This is a genomic window from Pacificoceanicola algae (assembly GCF_049341065.1).
GTDB lineage: Bacteria > Pseudomonadota > Alphaproteobacteria > Rhodobacterales > Rhodobacteraceae > Pacificoceanicola.
Genome location: NZ_JBMPIX010000002.1, coordinates 397,555 through 414,040 on the forward strand (window position 1 = coordinate 397,555; position 16,486 = coordinate 414,040).

Consider the following 16,486-nt stretch of genomic DNA (forward strand, 5'->3'; position numbering starts at 1 on the left):
GGGCTCTGCCCCGCCGCAGCAAAGCTGCGCCTCCCCGGGGTATTTGTAACAAGATGAAGGTGCTCAGCGCCACCACGGGCCGTGGTGGTCGCCTTCCTGATCGATGCGCTCAAAGCCGTGGCGGCCAAAGAAATCACGCTGGGCCTGAATCAGGCTGGCGGTACCGCGCCCTTGGCGCATCGTGTCCCAGAAGGTCAGCGCAGCGGCGAGCACAGGCAGCGGATAGCCTGCCTGCGCGGCGCGGGTGACGACTTCGCGCAACGCCGGAATACCCGACATAAGCACCGACGAGAATCGCGGCGACAGGAACAGTTGATCCTTCGGAGGGCTCTCGGCAAAGGCGGCGGCGATATCGTCCAGAAGGCGCGCGCGGATGATGCAGCCAGCACGCCAGATTTGCGCGATCCGCACCGGATCGAGATGCCAGTCATATTCAACGGAAGCGGCGGCGAGGATGCGGAACCCCTGCGCGTATTCCAGCACGCGGGCCGCCAGCATGGCACGTTCCAGCATGTCCGCATCGATGTCCAAGGCCGCGCGGTCAGCGCCAAAGGTTTCCTCGGCCGTCTCGCGCAGCGGCTTTTCGGCCGACCACGCGCGGGCGGCAACAGCCGCTTCGATCATGGTGGCGGATTGCCCCAGCCGCACCGCTTCGATCACGGTCCAGCGGCCGGTGCCTTTTTGCCCGGCGCGGTCAAGGATCACGTCGATGAACGGCAGATTGGTCGGCGCATCGGCATAGGACAGCACCTTGCCGGTGATCTCCATCAGATAGCTTTCCAGCGGGCCTTGGTTCCATTTGGCAAAGATTTCGGCCACGTCGCGGACGTCTCTTACCGCGCCAAAGCGCAGAAGATCATAGACCTCAGCCAGCATCTCCATGTCGGCATATTCTATGCCATTGTGCACGGTCTTGACGAAATGCCCGGCACCATCGGGGCCGCAGCGCGCAACACAAGGATCGCCGTCATGGCGGGCGGCAATGGCGCTCAGGATCGGCTCCAACCCGTCCCAGCTGTCTTCGCTGCCGCCCATCATCATGGAGGGGCCGTGACGGGCGCCCTCTTCGCCGCCCGAGACACCCAAACCGACAAAGTGCAGGTCGTGTTCCGCAAGCAAGGTGGCGCGGCGGCGGGTGTCGTGGAAGTCCGCGTTGCCCGCGTCGATCACCGTGTCGCCTGGGGACAAGAGCGGGATGACCTCATCCAGAAAGGCGTCCATCGGAGCGGTAGAGGGGATCATTGCCAGCAACAGGCGCGGCGTCGGCAATGCCGTGATCAGGCCCTTCAGGCTCTGGTGCCCTGCGATGCGCTCAGCCAGTGGACCCGCATCGTCAAGGAACCGCAAAACTGCGGACGGGGTCCGGTTGGCGACCTCAACCTTTACTCCCTTTTCGGCCATATTCAGGGCAAGCGCGGCACCCATGGTGCCAAGACCATAAAGGCCGATTTTCCGGGAGTTCATGCAAGGCGTCCTCATGTTCATTGATCTGAGAGGCTAGACCAACCAGAGGCATTGGCAAGGGGCCGAACCCCGGCCCGATTGAAGGCCAAAATTAACCAGCGACTGCTAATTTTGCCTTGGTATGGGATTTGCCCACTGTTTGAGGGGCGCAGGATGCACGTTCCGCGACACAGTCACCCACCACCCCCGAGACCGCATCGCTTTGATCTCGCCCGCTATCAGACCAATCCCCATTTGGCGCCACGCGCAAAAGCGCAGCACAGCCGCTGGCATGGGCCGCTGTGCTGGCATTTGTACCGCAGTTATGGCTGGCTGCGATTGGCTGTTTTACGCGGGTCGTAATCTAAGGCGCACGGCCCGGAGTCAGATCCCCAGACACCAGCGCATGATCGCTTTTTGCGCATGCAGCCGGTTCTCGGCCTCGTCCCAGATGACCGAATGCGGGCCATCCATGACTTCGGAGGTGACTTCCTCTTCGCGGTGCGCAGGCAGGCAGTGCATGAACAGAGCGTCCGGCTTGGCGGCTTCCATCAGGCGGCTGTTCACCTGGAAGGGGCGCAGCATGTTGTGCCGCCTCTCGCGCGCGCTTTGGGCGTCATGCATCGACACCCAGGTATCGGCGACGATCAGATCGGCGCCCTCGACCGCCTTGATCGGATCGCGTTCGATAGTGATCTTGCTGCCCTTGTTACGCGCCAACCCGACGAATTCCATTTCCGGGTCCAGCTGCACCGGGCCGGTAAAGGTCAGATCAAAGCCGAACTGCCCGGCGGCATGCAGGAATGAGGCGCAAACGTTGTTGCCATCACCGCACCAGACCACCTTTTTGCCTTTGATCGGGCCGCGATGCTCCTCGTAGGTCAGAACGTCGGCCATGATCTGGCAGGGGTGAGTGCGGTCGGTCAGGCCATTGATCACCGGGACCGAAGCGTATTCGGCCATTTCCTCAAGCACGCTTTCGTCAAAAGTCCGGATCATGATCAGATCGACATAACGTGACAGCACGCGTGCGGTGTCGGCGATGGTTTCGCCATGGCCAAGCTGCATGTCGTTGCCGGACAGGACCATCGTCTGCCCGCCCATCTGGCGCACCCCCACGTCAAAGGAGACCCGCGTCCGGGTAGACGGCTTTTCGAAGATCAGCGCGACCATGCGGCCGTCCAGAGGCGTTTCGTCATCCGCCATGCCTTTGGGGCGGCCATTGCGCGCGGCCTTCATCGCCTTGGCGCTGTCGATGATGCTCCGCAGGGCGGTTTCTTCGGTTTTGTGGATATCCAGAAAGTGGTGCATTTGATTATTCTTCATTTTGGCCGACGATTCCGGGGGAACACGCCCCCGGACCTTCGGGAAATTGTCTACTCAAAGTCGCGATCAGGCGGACTCAAGGGCCGTTGCGGCGGCGTCGAGACGGGTAATCGCCTCAGAGATTTCTTCTTCGGTGATGTTCAGCGGCGGCAGCAAGCGCACGATGTTGTCAGCCGCCGGAACAGTGATAACTGCCGCGTCATAGCCCGCCTTGACCACATCCACAGGCGCCACTTTGCAGCGGATACCCAGCATCAGGCCCACCCCGCGCACGCTTTCAAAGGTGTCCGGATGCGCCGCGACAAGACCTTCCAGCTTTTGCCGCAGAAGCCCCGCACGAGAACGCACACCATCAAGGAAGGCGGGGTCGGACACGCGATCAAGCAGCGCCTTGCCGACAGCGCAGCCCAGCGGGTTGCCGCCATAGGTCGATCCGTGGGTGCCGACAACCATGCCGCTCGCCGCCTCTTCGGTGGCAAGAACGGCGCCCAAGGGAAAGCCGCCGCCGATGCCCTTGGCGACCATCATGATATCAGGCGTGACCCCGGCCCATTCATGGGCAAACAGCTTGCCGGTGCGGCCGACGCCGCATTGCACCTCGTCGAGGATCAGCAGAATGCCCTTGTCGTCGCATAGCTTGCGCAGCCCTTGCAGGCATTGGTCGGGAAGCGGACGGATACCGCCTTCGCCCTGCACCGGTTCAATCAGAATGGCGCAGGTGTTGTCGCCTATCGCCGCATTCAGCGCGTCGTGATCGCCCCAAGGCAGATGCACGAAGCCTTCCAGCACCGGACCAAAGCCCTTGACCATCTTTTCCGCGCCCGAGGCCGCAATCGCCGCCGCCGACCGCCCGTGAAAGCAGCCCTCAAAGGTGAGGATCTCGATCTTTTCCGGGTGGCCTTTGTCGTACCAGTATTTGCGCGCCATCTTGACCGCCAATTCGCAGGCTTCGGTGCCGGAATTGGTAAAGAACACGGTGTCGGCAAAGGTTTCATCGACCAGCTTTTGCGCCAGCGCTTCTTGCTGGGGAATTTCGTAAAGGTTGGACAGGTGCCAGATCTTGCCCGCCTGCTCGGTCAGCGCGGCGACCAGATCGGGGTTGGCGTGGCCCAGCGCATTGACGGCGATGCCGCTGCCCAGATCCAGAAAACGTCGCCCGTTCTCATCAATCAGCCAAGTGCCTTCGCCTTTGACGAAATGCAAAGGCGCACGCGCGTAGGTTGGCAAGACGGGAGAAATCATGTCGCAGTCCTCAATCAGGGAGGCCTTTGGGTGCCAAGGCACCAGGGGCCTGTCAAGTTTTATAAGGGGGGTGGGAGACGCAAAAGGCAACGGCCCGTGCATGAAAGGCACGGGAAAGATAAGGAGCTCAGGCTCGTCGGATCATGGTCGCTTTGGTCATGGCGGCGGATTTGCGCCATTCCGTCGCAAAAAGCAAGCCACTTTCATCTTGCTCAGGCTGTTTGTGCCCCATAGCGCCCGGGCGCGGCCCTTCCCGGAGGGAAACCGGCCCCAAGCGGCGATTTTGCAATGGACGCTACAGGGGCCTGCGCGCTAGCGTCACGGCTATGACAGCGCCTTTGATAGACAATCTGCAATACGCCAACTTCTCGGAAAAGGTCTTTCGCCAGCTGCGCGCGGGTGGGGTGGACGCAATTCATGTGACCATCGCCTATCACGAGAGCTTTCGCGAGATGATCTTGAACCTCGAACAGTGGAACCGTTGGTTCGAGCGCTACGCCGATATGCTGATGCGCGGAACCGAGGCACGCCATGTCCACGAGGCACAGCAAACCGGGCGGACGGCGGTGTTCTTTGGCTTTCAGAACCCCTCGCCCATTGAGGATGACATCGGCCTGATCGAGATCGTGCACCAGCTTGGCGTGCGCTTCATGCAACTGACCTATAACAACCAATCGCTGCTGGCGACGGGCTGTTACGAGGACGAAGACTCTGGCCTGACCCGCATGGGCCGTCAGGTGGTGACGGAAATGAACCGTGTCGGGCTGGTGGTGGACATGAGCCATTCCGGCGAACGCTCGACGATGGAGGCGATTGAGCATTCCACCCGCCCCATCGCCATCACCCATGCCAATCCCGACTGGTGGCACCCAGCCCTGCGCAACAAGTCCGACAGGGTGCTCAAGGCATTGACCAATTCCGGCGGAATGCTGGGCTTTTCGCTCTATCCGCACCATCTAGCGGGAGGGACCAACTGCACCTTGACGGCGTTCTGCGAAATGATCGCCGAGGCGGCGGACCGTTATGGCGCCGAAAACCTTGGGATGGGCAGCGACCTCTGTCAGGACCAGCCCGACAGCGTGGTGACTTGGATGCGTGTCGGCCGCTGGACCAAGGAAATGGACTATGGCGAAGGCGACGCCGCGGCCCCCGGCTTTCCGCCGATGCCCGACTGGTTTCAGGACAACCGCGACTGGGACAACATTCGCGACGGTCTGCGCGAGATTGGCTTTTCACGGGCCGAGACTGACGGGCTGATGGGCGCCAACTGGCTGCGGTTTTACGAGGACAGCTTCGGGCCCGCGTAACCCCGGGCGTTCGTCATCAGTGTCCGGTTTGAGCCTATCTTACCGAATGCTACGCCATATACCGACGGCAGCTATGCGCGGCATAGCGGAGTTTGCAAAATTCCGACGATTTCCCAACAGCGGAAGTTCAATTCGAAAGCCGCGAGGGTCTGGCAGAACTCAAAGCCCCACCGGAGATCTTAAGGGTCAGGAAGCATTTATTTTCAACGCGCTGCGTGCTCCCGGCTCAGAAAACGGAGCGTCGACATGAGCGACCTTTACCGACTGACCGACGAACAGATGGCCAAGCTTTCACCATTCTTTGCGAAGTTATGCCCGCACCAGAAACGCCCGCCTGTGCGACAGCTTTATATGGGCGACCTGAAGCTTGACCCGCTCACCGCAGATATTCGCCCAGTCCTCGCTCCAGTCGAACTGGAACGCCTCCCCTTTCTGAATTACCAACGGCACGTAGGTGCCACGCCCCGTCGTTTGCTCTGCGCGATGCCGATCTGCGCGCCACGCGCGGGCAAAAGCCGCGACGCGCCCGTACGATCCATCATAACCGAGCTTCACCGGATCAGCGTGCATTCCACACGGTGCGCCGTTCTTTGCGTGGCTTACGTGTTTGTGCCAGAAGCCAGGCCGACAACCGATCTGCATACGAATCCAGCTTGCTAGGTCGCGACGGGTTCTTGAAATTCGGCTCGATCGCGCCCTCGCGCAGATACTTTTTGATGGTGTTCCGAGACAGGCCCCTCCGCCGGGCTATCTCGCGGATTGGCATTTTGTCACGCAACGCCCTGCGCCGAATGGCACTCAAAAATCCCATGTCGATCACTCCATATCTCCCCGACCAAATCTGTCAGGGCAACGTGTTTACACGGGGCAATTCTCAGGGAAAATTTTGTAGGTTACTGGGTCAGTTCTCAACGGAAATCAACAGGTTTGCGTCAATTTGGGGCGCGGACAGACAGAATGAACCGTTCAAAGAACACCAATTCCTCGTCCAACATCAGGTCTCGTGCCAATCTGGTCTCCATAACAAATACCAGCTTGAATCACGCCTGTGGGCTGATGTGAATCCGCTTTGTCAACACGCCCTAACATTGTTCCAAATTCATCGTACACATGCACTCAAAACCACTCTATCTCTGAATTCTCGACCGTCACTGGCTTGCCAAAAACAAGCGGCTGTTCCCAATCGGTGTCCTCAAGAGCTGTCAGTTCGGTGCCACAAACGCGATCATGGATTGCGCGCTCTTCGGGTGTCGAGTAAATTAAGCGCAGGCATCTTGCCAACTCGATAGCCCCGTCGTCATTTCCTTTTATCGGGAAATTGGTCTGAGCAAGCGTATTGCCTAAAGCAAAGAGCCTCTCGGCGGTACGCGACTGCGTATCCATCATTTTTGAACAGTTCGCAAATGCGGCCTGAGCTTTTGGGCCTTCCATAGCAAGCGTTTCAAGTTCGCTTTGCCAACTTTCCGCGAGCAAGAGCACCTCTTCCAACAACGCCAACTCGTCGCTGGCGGCTGCGAGATCATCGGTAACATCGTGATCGTGCGATGCCTTCATATCGTCGGCGATCTTTGTCAAATTACGCAGGTCCTGGATAATTTGGGACTGGTGGTGTGCGCATTGATCGCTCAACTCACTGAATTGGCGCGCTACAGTCTGCATTGCTGCTCCAGCGTCACCAGCGCGCACGCTTCGCAAAAGCACATTGACACTTGCAAGGCGCATCCGAGTTTGAATTTCCGCCAACTGCTCAACGACGGTTTCCATTTCATTTACGGTGCCTGTCAGTTCCAGCATCGCGCCTTCGAGTTCTTCGCGGACCGCCCGCCCGTGGCGAAGCATCTCAAGCCCAGCAAGGCTGTCGGTCTTCAATCCAGAAAGGCGGCTTGCCAACGGAAGTCCATCTGCCGATGCGAGTTCAGCTGCAAGCGCTATAACAGCACCGGTTTGGTCGGCAAGGCAATCAAGCTCGGATCGAAGGGAAGCGCGTTGCCGGGACAGATCTTCGCCAGCGCTTTGAAGCTGTGCAGCGCCAATCCTATGCAAGATCTCACTAGAGCTGACGTCTGCTTCTGCAGAAAATTTTGGGTCGAGAAATGTTTCGACATGCTCCAGTCGTTGGCGCAACCGATCCCCGAATTGCAAGGATGCCAAACCACTCGAAATATGGTCACTTGCCCGTTCGAGAATGGTCATGTCCCGCTCTAATCTGAGGATTGCCTGGGAGACTTCCGGCCCGGCCAACTCGGCGTGTTCGGCGAGACGCTCGCGCAATGCCATCGTATAGCTAAGGTGCTCGCTCTCAAAAGCCGATTGCCGGTCCCGTATGTGCCCTGTCTGCTGCTCAAGGGTGAGGTGATTTTCACGAAGATTGTGATAGCTTTCACGACTCTGCCCGGCCAAAATCCGGATTTCGCCTGAGAACGCAACATCCTGAGACAAATGGACATCGGTTTCGACGATACGGGCTGTATTGGCAAAGCATTCAATCATGCGAACGACCCGAGACAATTCGTCCAGCTTGGGTTTGGCCTGTTCCAGCGCCTGCGTCATCAAGATGATGGCATCAGATTCGACCCGGTTCATATCCCTTGCCTGCTGGATGCGGTCACCGATGCGCGCAATAGTTACTGCGATGGTGCCCCCGGCGATGGTGCCAAGCCCCGAACGATACGTTGCCAGAGCTTGCATCAACCGCGACAGCGACTCCTGCCCGCCGATCATAGAATCCGCAGCGTCCGAAAAAACTGTCTCAAGCTGGGTCCGCTGTTCGGAAACACCTTTGAGAACACACTTTGCCGTGTCTCTTAAGGCAAAGGGCACATCGTTTTGACGTAGAATGGTCATTGCTCCTGGCACATCAGCTCCAGTTTTAATTTGAATGCGACCTAACAGAATATTCTTTAACGAACCCTTAGTCTGAAGCGTCGAATTCAGAACTTTCAAGCGCAGGATTAAACACACGATTAATCCGAATCGTCGAAACCCCACAGGCGACGCCAAAATACAAAGCGGAATTCATGGGCTATCAATTTTCATCAATCCACGAAGATGCAGAACGTTTGCGCTCAGACCTTGATGCCGGGAAAACCATCATAGCGCTCGCCGCGGACGAACCTTTGGATGCTGCGGGTGCTCAGTTACTGGCCTCTGCGGTCAAGACCTACCGCGCAAGCGGCATAACACTTTCGGTGGAGTTCGAACCCGGCGCCGCGAATTTCGCGCTGTGGCAACGACTTGGACTCGACCTGATCATCGAAACGCGCCACCGAAACATCGATTGAGGAATACCCACATGGGACAACGCATCTTGGTTGTTGACGACTCGCCGTCGGTCCGACGCTTAATCTCATCTGCCTTGCGCGCTGCAGGCTATGAACCGACCGAAGCGGTGGATGGACAGAATGCATTGCAAGTGGCCGGAACTGTACGACCCGCGGCCGTGATTACCGACCAGAATATGCCAAATCTCGACGGCGTCGGCTTTATCCGAGCTTTTCGCATGCGGCCCGAAGGACGCGGAGTTCCAGTCATCTTCCTATCCACGGAAACCGACGCGACTTTGAAGACCAAAGCGCGTGAGGCCGGGGCTATCGGCTGGATGACAAAGCCTTTTGACGACCGGCAGCTGTTGCAGGTCGTCAAGAAAGTACTTGGATGATGAGCAGCGCTGACGAAATCGACCCGCTTTTCCTTGCCGAAGCCCAGCAACTTGCGGAATCGCTGGAAGCGGCCTTGCTTGATCTCAGAGACCGCCCAGAAGACCGCCAGATCATCGACCGTGCCTTTCGCGATTTGCATACGTTGAAAGGTACAGGAGCCATGTTTGGTCAGGCCGATATGGCGCAGTTCTTGCACGACTTTGAAACCGCGTTCGAGGCTGTACGCGAGGGCAATTTGCCAGTCACCGAAGACCTGATCGGATTGGGTTTGAAAGCGCGCGATCATGTCTTGTCATTGTTGTCTGGCGGACCAGTTGCCCCGGGACGCCCTCTGCTGGACGCCCTTCGCGCCCTGGTTTCATCTGCTCGAGACGGTTCTGGCGAAGTCGAAAGCTCGGCGGGACAAAGCTTTGGTGAAGGCTGGACCGTCAGCTTTTGCTTGCCTTCAGATACGCTCATCCTTGGCGGTCGACCCGAAGCATTACTGGATGAATTGCGAGAGCTGGGCTCAACGGACTTGAAGCCGCAACTAGACGACCTGCCGCATCTTGAAGACCTTGATCCCGAACGCCTTCACCTGCGCTGGAACGCTCATCTGCCAAGTACCGTCACCGAAGATGCCATCAGAGCAGTTTTCCTCTTTTACGACGATGGCCTTGAACTGACTGTAGCTGGTGCCGCTACTCCGGAACCTGTAGAAAATAGTCACAACGCGCCCTCTGATGTTTTGCCACAGCATTCTGTTCGCGACAGCAGCCTGATGCGCGTCTCGGCGGAACGTCTTGACGAGATGATGGACCGGGTCGGTGAACTGGTAATTGCTGAGGCGAGGCTTGCTGATCTTGCCGCGCGCTCGGGCGACCCACAGTTGGTTGCCGTCGCAGAAGAGATCCAGCGGCTTTCGACCGGCATGCGTGAAACCACGATGTCGATCAGGATGACTCCCATAGGATCAATAACGGGGCGATTCCGCCGCTTGGTTCATGACCTGACGGAAAAACTGGACAAGCCGATCGATTTGCACGTCGAAGGGCAGGACACCGAACTGGACAAAACCGTCGTCGAAATGCTGGCCGACCCGCTTATGCACCTGATCCGCAACGCAGCGGACCACGGGCTGGAAGACGCAGCGACACGCGCGGCGATGAGCAAGCCGAAAACCGGTTGCATCCGCCTTTCTGCGCGCTATTCCGGAGCTGAAGTCGTCATTACGCTTGCTGATGATGGCGGTGGCCTTGATTTGGAACGTATCCGAGCCCGTGCCGTGGACCGCGATCTGATTCCTTCGGACGCGGCATTTTCCGAAGCAGATACGTGCGCTTTGATTTTGGAGCCCGGCTTTTCGACTGCTGCAGACGTGACTGAACTTTCAGGTCGCGGCGTTGGCATGGATGTTGTCAAGCGAACGATCGAACAACTACGAGGCTCTATCGAGATCGAAAGCGAGCCAGGACATGGCACCGCAATACATATGCGTCTACCTTTGACTTTGGCGATCATCGACGGGCTCTTGGTCGAGGTCGCAGGCGAACGGTACACCATTCCCCTGGCGGCAGTCGAACACATCATCGAAATGCCCTCCGACAAGGCGCAAGAAGATGGCGCGACCCGCTTTCTCAACATACGAGATCAGCTGGTGCCGTTTCTACGAATGCGGCGATTGTTGAACAGCCCGGGGCACCCGGACGCACACCAAAAGGTGGTCGTCGTGACTGCGGGTGAATTGCGTATCGGTCTGACGGTTGATCGCATTATCGGCTCGAGCCAGACGGTAATCAAACAACTCTCACCGCTACATGCCGGTTTAAAGACCTTTTCTGGCGCAACGATCTTGGGTGACGGAACGGTCGCGCTGATCCTCGACGTGCCTCAACTTGTGGCCTTCGGCCAAACGCTTGATGATCGAGAGGTTGCATGACGACCATAACTGACTTGCGCCCCGACACTCGGGTTCATGCAACGCTGGACGTGGTCACGCTTGGCCTCGGGGGGGAAATGCTTGCAATCCCCACCAGCCATTTGCGCGAGGTGCTGGAATTCGGCGCAGTGACCCGCGTGCCGAATGCGGCGGCGTTTTCGGCAGGGCTGATAAACGTGCGCGGCGGCGTCGTTCCGTTGTGTGACTTGCGGCTTCCACTGCGGATGCCTCTGCGCGAAGCAGATGAAGAAACCCGTGTGCTTGTCCTTGAACTGCCTTTGGCCGGCACCGCTTCGGTCATTGGAATCATCGCCGAGAAGGTTCACGAAGTTACCCGTATCGAGACGGCCTCACTTGAGGACGTACCTACCGTTGGTAGCCGCTGGCCTCCTCAATTCGTGAACGGCGTAGGGCGACGTGACGATGCTTTTCTGATCATGCCTAACCTCGACGCGATCTTTGCCGCCCATCTTCCTGCCGCTGGCGCGGCCACTGCTCTTTCTTGCTGAGGACAAAAACATGCGTCTTACTCTGAAACTGAAACTTTCCGCGATCCTGATCTTGCTGGTATGTGCTTCGACAGGGGCCAACTTGATGTCGCTTGATCGAATGGCTGGGATGCAGGCTCGCATGGACGACGTCGTGTCGATCAAAGCCGAACGGGTTCGTCTGGCACAGGAACTTTCGCAGGAACAACTCCGCGTGCAGCGTGACGTACGCGAGTACCTACTTGCAGAAAGTGACACTGTGAAACGCGAAATCATCAGCGGAACGCAACGTTCGCGCGGATATCACGATCAGGTCTTTGACGATCTGCGCGCGATTGCCACCGACGCCGGGCAACGTACTTTGGACAAGTACAACGCAATTGCCGATCAGATCCGCGAGATAAATGATCGTGCAATTACGATATCAAACAGTGGCGACCAACTCCGTGCATTCCGCCTTATCAATGGAGAAGGTCAGGCGATCTGGGAAGAAATGGAAACCACCATAAATGAGCTTTTGCAGGCAAACCGGGATGCTATGGATGAGGCGGTCGATATCGCTCAGTCGAATTACCAGGCATCGCGAACGCTGACGATCGGGATAATGATCGCCATTGCATTGGCCAGCGCGGCTGCAGGCTTCTGGATCGTTATGACATTGTCTGGAGGTCTGCGACGGGCAATCCACCTGTCCCGTAAAGTCGCGGATGGGGACCTGAACGAAACCGCTGAAATTCGTACCAACGACGAAATCGCCGATCTTCTTGGCGCGATGAATGACATGACGTCCAAACTGCGCAGCGTGGTAGGGGAAGTAACCGGTGGGGCAGCACAAGTCGCAGCTGGCTCGACTGAAATGGCTTCAACCGCTGAGCAACTCAGCCAAGGCGCAACGGAACAAGCGTCTTCGACTGAAGAGGCATCAAGCAGTGTCGAGCAGATGACCGCCAACATCCGCCAGACAGCAGACAACGCCGCCCAAACTGAGGAAATGGCGCGTAAATCTGCCAGTGACGCACGCGAGAGCGGCACAGCCGTGGCAGAAGCTGTAGAGGCGATGAAAACCATCGCCGAGCGGATCATGGTCGTGCAGGAAATCGCGCGTCAGACCGACCTGCTGGCATTGAATGCCGCCGTCGAGGCGGCACGCGCCGGTGAACATGGCCGCGGTTTTGCCGTCGTAGCTTCGGAAGTCCGCAAACTGGCGGAACGTAGCCAAACCGCAGCCGGAGAAATATCTTCGCTGTCGGGTAGCACGGTTCGCGCGGCCGAAGAGGCGGGCCGAATGCTGGAAGGGCTGGTTCCGGACATCGAGCGGACCTCGGATCTGGTCAGCCAGATCAGCTCTGCCAGTCAGGAACTGGCTTCGGGGGCGACACAGGTCAACCTGGCGATCCAACAACTGGACAAGGTGACTCAGGAAAATACCTCTGCTTCGGAGGAAATGTCCGCGACCGCCGAAGAGCTGTCGGCACAAGCCGAAAGCCTGCGCGGCGCGATCGGGTATTTCCGAACTGACCAAAGCGTTCGGGCGGTCACTGCCAACGCGTCATTCACAAAACCTGCAGCAGGTTCCAAACGAGGTAAGTACTCACACTCGTCTGGCCGCAGGGATCTCTCTGGCGGCGGCTTCGATTTCGACTTGGGCACGGGCGAGGACGAATTGGACGCCGCGTTTGCCCGACATGGTTCCAGTAGTGCCACCGGCAACGCGGCTTGAGGTCCCGGAATGACACTCTCGGAAACCGTGGTGACTTTCTCGATTGCGGACTCCATGTTCGCGGTCGAGGTCCAGCATGTGCGTGAAATCCTTTCGGCCAGGTCACCACGCCGCCTGCCCAACGCTCCAGATCACTTAATGGGCCTGATTGATGTGCGCGGTGAAGCCGTTGCCCTTGTAGATTTACGTCTCCTATTAGGAGAATGCAGTCGCCCAGATGACGACGATACCCGAATTCTCATACTTTCGGTCATACGTTCCGAACGCTCGCATCTCGTGGCTCTTCGAGTGGACCGAGTGGCTTCTGTCACGATGCTGGACAATGGAGGCCAGATTACCTCGGTCGATGAAGCAGAGATGCTGGATTGGGATCAACGCATCATCGCGGGTATTGGACGCCACGAAGGTGACATCGTCGCCTTGCTGGACATTTCGACCATCTTTGATCCTGACACCATGGCGGCGATCAGGGACCGATCAGCAGGTCCTTCAGGCAAGGAGTCGGTATGCAGCGTCGCTTCCGCGAACTGATCTACCGTGAAACCGGCATCAAGATGCCGCAGAACAAGGATCATCTCATTGCGTCTCGGTTGCGAAAGAGACAAATCGCGCTTGGGCTTAACTCACTTGACTCCTATCTCGCGCACTTGTTCGATGGCGGAGCCTTGGACGCTGAATGGCCCGAAATTCTCGACCTGGTCACGACCAACAAGACAGATTTCTTCCGAGAACCAGCCCATTATGACGTACTGGCTCACACGGCGATACCGGAGGCATTTGCGCGCAAAAGTAGTACGGAACCGGTCCAGTTTCGATTGTGGAGCGCAGCTGCATCGATTGGCGCCGAAGCTTATTCCGCTGCCATGGTTCTCGCCGAAGCGGCGCGAGAAAATCGGTTGCTGGACTGGATGATCCTTGGAACAGATTTGTCTGGCGGCGCTTTGGCCAAGGCGCGGAATGCGATCTATCCGGCCGAGGAATTGGCCCCGGTGCCTCCGGAATTGCGCCAACGTTATGCGATGAGAGGACGGCCCGGGGCACGGTCTCGTGAAATGCGCATTGTGCCCGAATTGCGCCGTCGAACACGCTTTGAGCAACTAAATTTGATTGAACCGCCCTATCCAGTGGCCTTCAATCTGGACGTCATCATGTTGCGCAATGTGCTAATTTATTTTGATCACGACCGACAAACCAAAGTTGTGAACAATGTTGTAGATCACCTCCGACCGGGTGGCCATTTCTACGTTGGCCACGCCGAATCCATGATCGTCAACGACCCACGCCTTGAGCAACTTGCGCCGGCAACTTTCCGCAGAAAGGATACGATTTGATGCCGCGAGACAATGGTCCGATCCGGGTTCTTGTCGTAGACGACAGTGCAGCAGCCCGCAGCGCGTTCCGCAAACTGCTGAGCGAAGACCCCGGCATTACGGTTCAGGGAATGGCAGGTGACCCTTTCGAAGCCGCGCAACTCATGCGAAAGGCGCTGCCAGATGTAATTCTGTTGGATCTTCAATTGCCGCGCATGGACGGATTGACTTTCCTTCGCAAGATTATGGCACAGCATCCACTGCCAGTCGTGGTCTGCTCCAGCTTGACGAAAAAGGGATCACAAAAGGCAATAAAAGCTTTGGAATTCGGCGCGGCCGAGGTCATCGCCAAGCCCGGCATGGCGACCTCCAATGATCGGTGTGAGGCGCAGATTCGGCTTTGCGATGCGATTCACGCGGCAGTCTCTTCGTCCAACGGGCACCGCAAGATCGCGGCGGCAAAGCCAATGAGCCCGGGGCCAAAGCTGACCGCTGATGTCATCCTGCCAGCCCGGCGGGCCAATCCGGACATCGGTTTCCCCGGCGGCCAAATTATTGCTATTGGTGCCTCTACCGGAGGCACGGAAGCGCTGGCCAAAATTCTTCGCGAACTTCCGGGAGATATGCCTCCAATTGTGATCGTGCAGCACATGCCGGAACATTTCACCCGAAGTTTCGCAGAACGTTTGAATGGATTGAGCCCACTCGAAGTTGTCGAAGCATGTAATGGAGAAAAAGTGCTTCGCGGCAGGGTTGTGATTGCGCCCGGCAACAAGCACGCAATTTTGCGGCGCAGCGGAAAGGCTTACAGATTGGATCTGGTTGATGGACCGTATGTCGCCCGTCATCGCCCGTCTGTGGATGTCCTGTTCAGGTCTGTTGCGCAAAGTGCTGGCAACAAGGCGTTAGGCGTTATCATGACCGGAATGGGTGATGATGGCGCCCGCGGATTGCTGGAGATGCGCGATGCAGGTGCAGACACTTTCGTCCAAGATGAAACAAGTTCCGTGGTTTTTGGAATGCCAAAGGAAGCTCTTGCTCTTGGGGCGTCTGATAGAACTGTCGCCTTGTCTTCAATTCCTCGCGCATTGCAGGACTGGTCAAAGGCGAATACACTTGGTTGTCTGCGGAACCCATGATTTTGCTTTGAGCAAACGAGCAGCCCAGCTTGAGTGATCCATATTAATAGCTAGGTAATGCTGACAAACGGCGCACCGATAGGCAGATTGATGTGATGTCGATAGAGCAGAGGAAACTCTCCGCAGTTTTGTCATAGCGTGTGGCGACACGGCGGGCGTTTTTCAGCTTGTTGCAGGACCGTTCGACCTAGTTGTGCAGACGATACAAAGAGCGGTGCGCGCCAACGCGTTTCTAGCGTGACTTTCGCATCGCGATGACGGACACCACATCGCCTTCGTCCATGGATTTGCGAATGCTGTCAGCATCATAGCCTCGGTCGGTCAGAAAGACGCTGGGTGTGGGCAGGTTCCGTCATTACCGGTTTGAAGCCACGATAGTCGGAGGTTTGTCCCGGCGTGATCTCGGTCCTCATGGGCGGCCCCGCGGCGTTGACGAGGAGGTGGATCTTGGTCATGAAGCCACCTCTTGTGCGGCCCAAACCCTGTCGCGGAGCCCCCCTTTGGCGCCCGCTGCCTGATGATGGGCGCGAACCACGGTGCTGTCGATCGTCTGGTGTGCCTGCGGGGCTGCTCCGCTTTCGTTCAGGCCGTCCGTGATCTGCTCTCAGAGGCCCGCCAGTGTCAAACGCCTAAATTGCCGAAAAACGCTGGACCACTTCCCGAAATCTGCCGTCAGGTCGCGCCACAGCGCTCCGGTACGGAGCGATCCAGAAAATACCATCCAAAACAAGGCGGTGGTTGATGGGCTTACGCCCGTTCGGGGCTCGGACAGACAGGATGAATCGCTCAAAGAACGCCCACTTCTCGTCCAACATCAAGTCTCGTACCACACTGATCTCGATGGCGGATACCAACTTGAAACACGCTCGACGCGTCTTGTGAATCCCTTTTGGCAACACAGCCTGGAGCCCTGAGCTGCCGGCGCAGCGAAATT

The 16,486-nt window shown here is 57.8% G+C and carries 13 protein-coding genes and 2 pseudogenes; 9 read left to right on the forward strand and 6 right to left on the reverse strand.

All coding sequences use genetic code 11. The features are described from left to right. Window positions 1-63: 63 nt before the first annotated feature. The 3 genes from gnd to ACOYQJ_RS04505 form a co-directional block, all read right to left on the reverse strand. A complete protein-coding gene (gene gnd, locus ACOYQJ_RS04495; protein ID WP_422904805.1) occupies window positions 64-1,464 on the reverse strand; it encodes an NADP-dependent phosphogluconate dehydrogenase in 1,401 nt (466 codons plus the stop codon). 363 nt (window positions 1,465-1,827) lie between these two features. After that, entirely contained in the window at window positions 1,828-2,754 is a 927-nt protein-coding gene (argF, locus tag ACOYQJ_RS04500; protein WP_422904806.1) for an ornithine carbamoyltransferase, read from the reverse strand. Window positions 2,755-2,835: 81 nt separating this feature from the next. Then, complete coding sequence (locus ACOYQJ_RS04505; protein WP_422904807.1) at window positions 2,836-4,011, reverse strand: aspartate aminotransferase family protein; 1,176 nt, start codon at window positions 4,009-4,011, stop codon at window positions 2,836-2,838. Between the two features lie 326 nt (window positions 4,012-4,337). Here ACOYQJ_RS04505 and ACOYQJ_RS04510 point away from each other — a divergent pair, with 326 nt between their 5' ends. Beyond that, window positions 4,338-5,318, forward strand: a complete 981-nt coding sequence (locus tag ACOYQJ_RS04510) for a membrane dipeptidase (RefSeq protein ID WP_422904808.1) — start codon at window positions 4,338-4,340, stop codon at window positions 5,316-5,318. A gap of 312 nt (window positions 5,319-5,630) precedes the next feature. Here ACOYQJ_RS04510 and ACOYQJ_RS04515 read toward each other — a convergent pair. Further along, window positions 5,631-6,129 (reverse strand): annotated as a pseudogene (locus ACOYQJ_RS04515) (helix-turn-helix domain-containing protein); the annotation flags it as partial. Window positions 6,130-6,434: 305 nt separating this feature from the next. Beyond that, window positions 6,435-8,162, reverse strand: coding sequence for a hypothetical protein (locus ACOYQJ_RS04520; RefSeq protein WP_422904809.1), 1,728 nt, complete (start codon window positions 8,160-8,162; stop codon window positions 6,435-6,437). A gap of 173 nt (window positions 8,163-8,335) precedes the next feature. On the opposite strand from ACOYQJ_RS04520, the gene ACOYQJ_RS04525 reads away from it, so the two are divergent. From ACOYQJ_RS04525 to ACOYQJ_RS04560, 8 genes are read left to right on the forward strand one after another with little or no spacing between them, the layout of a single operon-like run. Further along, window positions 8,336-8,599, forward strand: a complete 264-nt coding sequence (locus ACOYQJ_RS04525; protein WP_422904810.1) for a hypothetical protein — start codon at window positions 8,336-8,338, stop codon at window positions 8,597-8,599. An 11-nt stretch (window positions 8,600-8,610) separates the two neighbouring features. Beyond that, entirely contained in the window at window positions 8,611-8,976 is a 366-nt protein-coding gene (locus tag ACOYQJ_RS04530) for a response regulator (protein WP_422904811.1), read from the forward strand. Then, entirely contained in the window at window positions 8,976-10,895 is a 1,920-nt protein-coding gene (locus ACOYQJ_RS04535) for a chemotaxis protein CheA (RefSeq protein ID WP_422904884.1), read from the forward strand. The genes ACOYQJ_RS04530 and ACOYQJ_RS04535 overlap by 1 nt, the downstream gene beginning before the upstream one ends. Then, complete coding sequence (locus ACOYQJ_RS04540; protein ID WP_422904812.1) at window positions 10,892-11,404, forward strand: chemotaxis protein CheW; 513 nt, start codon at window positions 10,892-10,894, stop codon at window positions 11,402-11,404. The genes ACOYQJ_RS04535 and ACOYQJ_RS04540 overlap by 4 nt, the downstream gene beginning before the upstream one ends. Before the next feature lie 10 nt (window positions 11,405-11,414). Continuing rightward, the gene (locus tag ACOYQJ_RS04545) at window positions 11,415-13,103 is read left to right on the forward strand and encodes a methyl-accepting chemotaxis protein (RefSeq protein WP_422904813.1); all 1,689 of its coding nucleotides are present in this window, start codon (window positions 11,415-11,417) and stop codon (window positions 13,101-13,103) included. 9 nt (window positions 13,104-13,112) lie between these two features. After that, window positions 13,113-13,634, forward strand: coding sequence for a chemotaxis protein CheW (locus tag ACOYQJ_RS04550; protein ID WP_422904814.1), 522 nt, complete (start codon window positions 13,113-13,115; stop codon window positions 13,632-13,634). Beyond that, window positions 13,610-14,434: a CheR family methyltransferase gene (locus ACOYQJ_RS04555; protein WP_422904815.1), complete on the forward strand. Its 825-nt coding sequence runs from the start codon at window positions 13,610-13,612 to the stop codon at window positions 14,432-14,434. The genes ACOYQJ_RS04550 and ACOYQJ_RS04555 overlap by 25 nt, the downstream gene beginning before the upstream one ends. Further along, complete coding sequence (locus ACOYQJ_RS04560) at window positions 14,434-15,552, forward strand: protein-glutamate methylesterase/protein-glutamine glutaminase (protein ID WP_422904816.1); 1,119 nt, start codon at window positions 14,434-14,436, stop codon at window positions 15,550-15,552. Before ACOYQJ_RS04555 ends, ACOYQJ_RS04560 begins: the two co-directional genes overlap by 1 nt. Window positions 15,553-15,595: 43 nt before the next feature. On the opposite strand, the pseudogene ACOYQJ_RS04565 reads toward ACOYQJ_RS04560, so the two are convergent. Beyond that, window positions 15,596-16,394, reverse strand: a pseudogene (locus tag ACOYQJ_RS04565) (IS5 family transposase). Window positions 16,395-16,486 lie beyond the last annotated feature (92 nt).

Bases quoted from the DNA above. Each gene is read 5' to 3' on its own strand.
- gnd (WP_422904805.1), bottom strand. From the start codon at position 1,464: ATGAACTCCCGGAAAATCGGCCTTTATGGTCTTGGCACCATGGGTGCC.
- argF (WP_422904806.1), bottom strand. From the start codon at position 2,754: ATGCACCACTTTCTGGATATCCACAAAACCGAAGAAACCGCCCTGCGG.
- ACOYQJ_RS04505 (WP_422904807.1), bottom strand. From the start codon at position 4,011: ATGATTTCTCCCGTCTTGCCAACCTACGCGCGTGCGCCTTTGCATTTC.
- ACOYQJ_RS04510 (WP_422904808.1), top strand. From the start codon at position 4,338: ATGACAGCGCCTTTGATAGACAATCTGCAATACGCCAACTTCTCGGAA.
- ACOYQJ_RS04520 (WP_422904809.1), bottom strand. From the start codon at position 8,162: ATGACCATTCTACGTCAAAACGATGTGCCCTTTGCCTTAAGAGACACG.
- ACOYQJ_RS04525 (WP_422904810.1), top strand. From the start codon at position 8,336: ATGGGCTATCAATTTTCATCAATCCACGAAGATGCAGAACGTTTGCGC.
- ACOYQJ_RS04530 (WP_422904811.1), top strand. From the start codon at position 8,611: ATGGGACAACGCATCTTGGTTGTTGACGACTCGCCGTCGGTCCGACGC.
- ACOYQJ_RS04535 (WP_422904884.1), top strand. From the start codon at position 8,976: ATGAGCAGCGCTGACGAAATCGACCCGCTTTTCCTTGCCGAAGCCCAG.
- ACOYQJ_RS04540 (WP_422904812.1), top strand. From the start codon at position 10,892: ATGACGACCATAACTGACTTGCGCCCCGACACTCGGGTTCATGCAACG.
- ACOYQJ_RS04545 (WP_422904813.1), top strand. From the start codon at position 11,415: ATGCGTCTTACTCTGAAACTGAAACTTTCCGCGATCCTGATCTTGCTG.
- ACOYQJ_RS04550 (WP_422904814.1), top strand. From the start codon at position 13,113: ATGACACTCTCGGAAACCGTGGTGACTTTCTCGATTGCGGACTCCATG.
- ACOYQJ_RS04555 (WP_422904815.1), top strand. From the start codon at position 13,610: ATGCAGCGTCGCTTCCGCGAACTGATCTACCGTGAAACCGGCATCAAG.
- ACOYQJ_RS04560 (WP_422904816.1), top strand. From the start codon at position 14,434: ATGCCGCGAGACAATGGTCCGATCCGGGTTCTTGTCGTAGACGACAGT.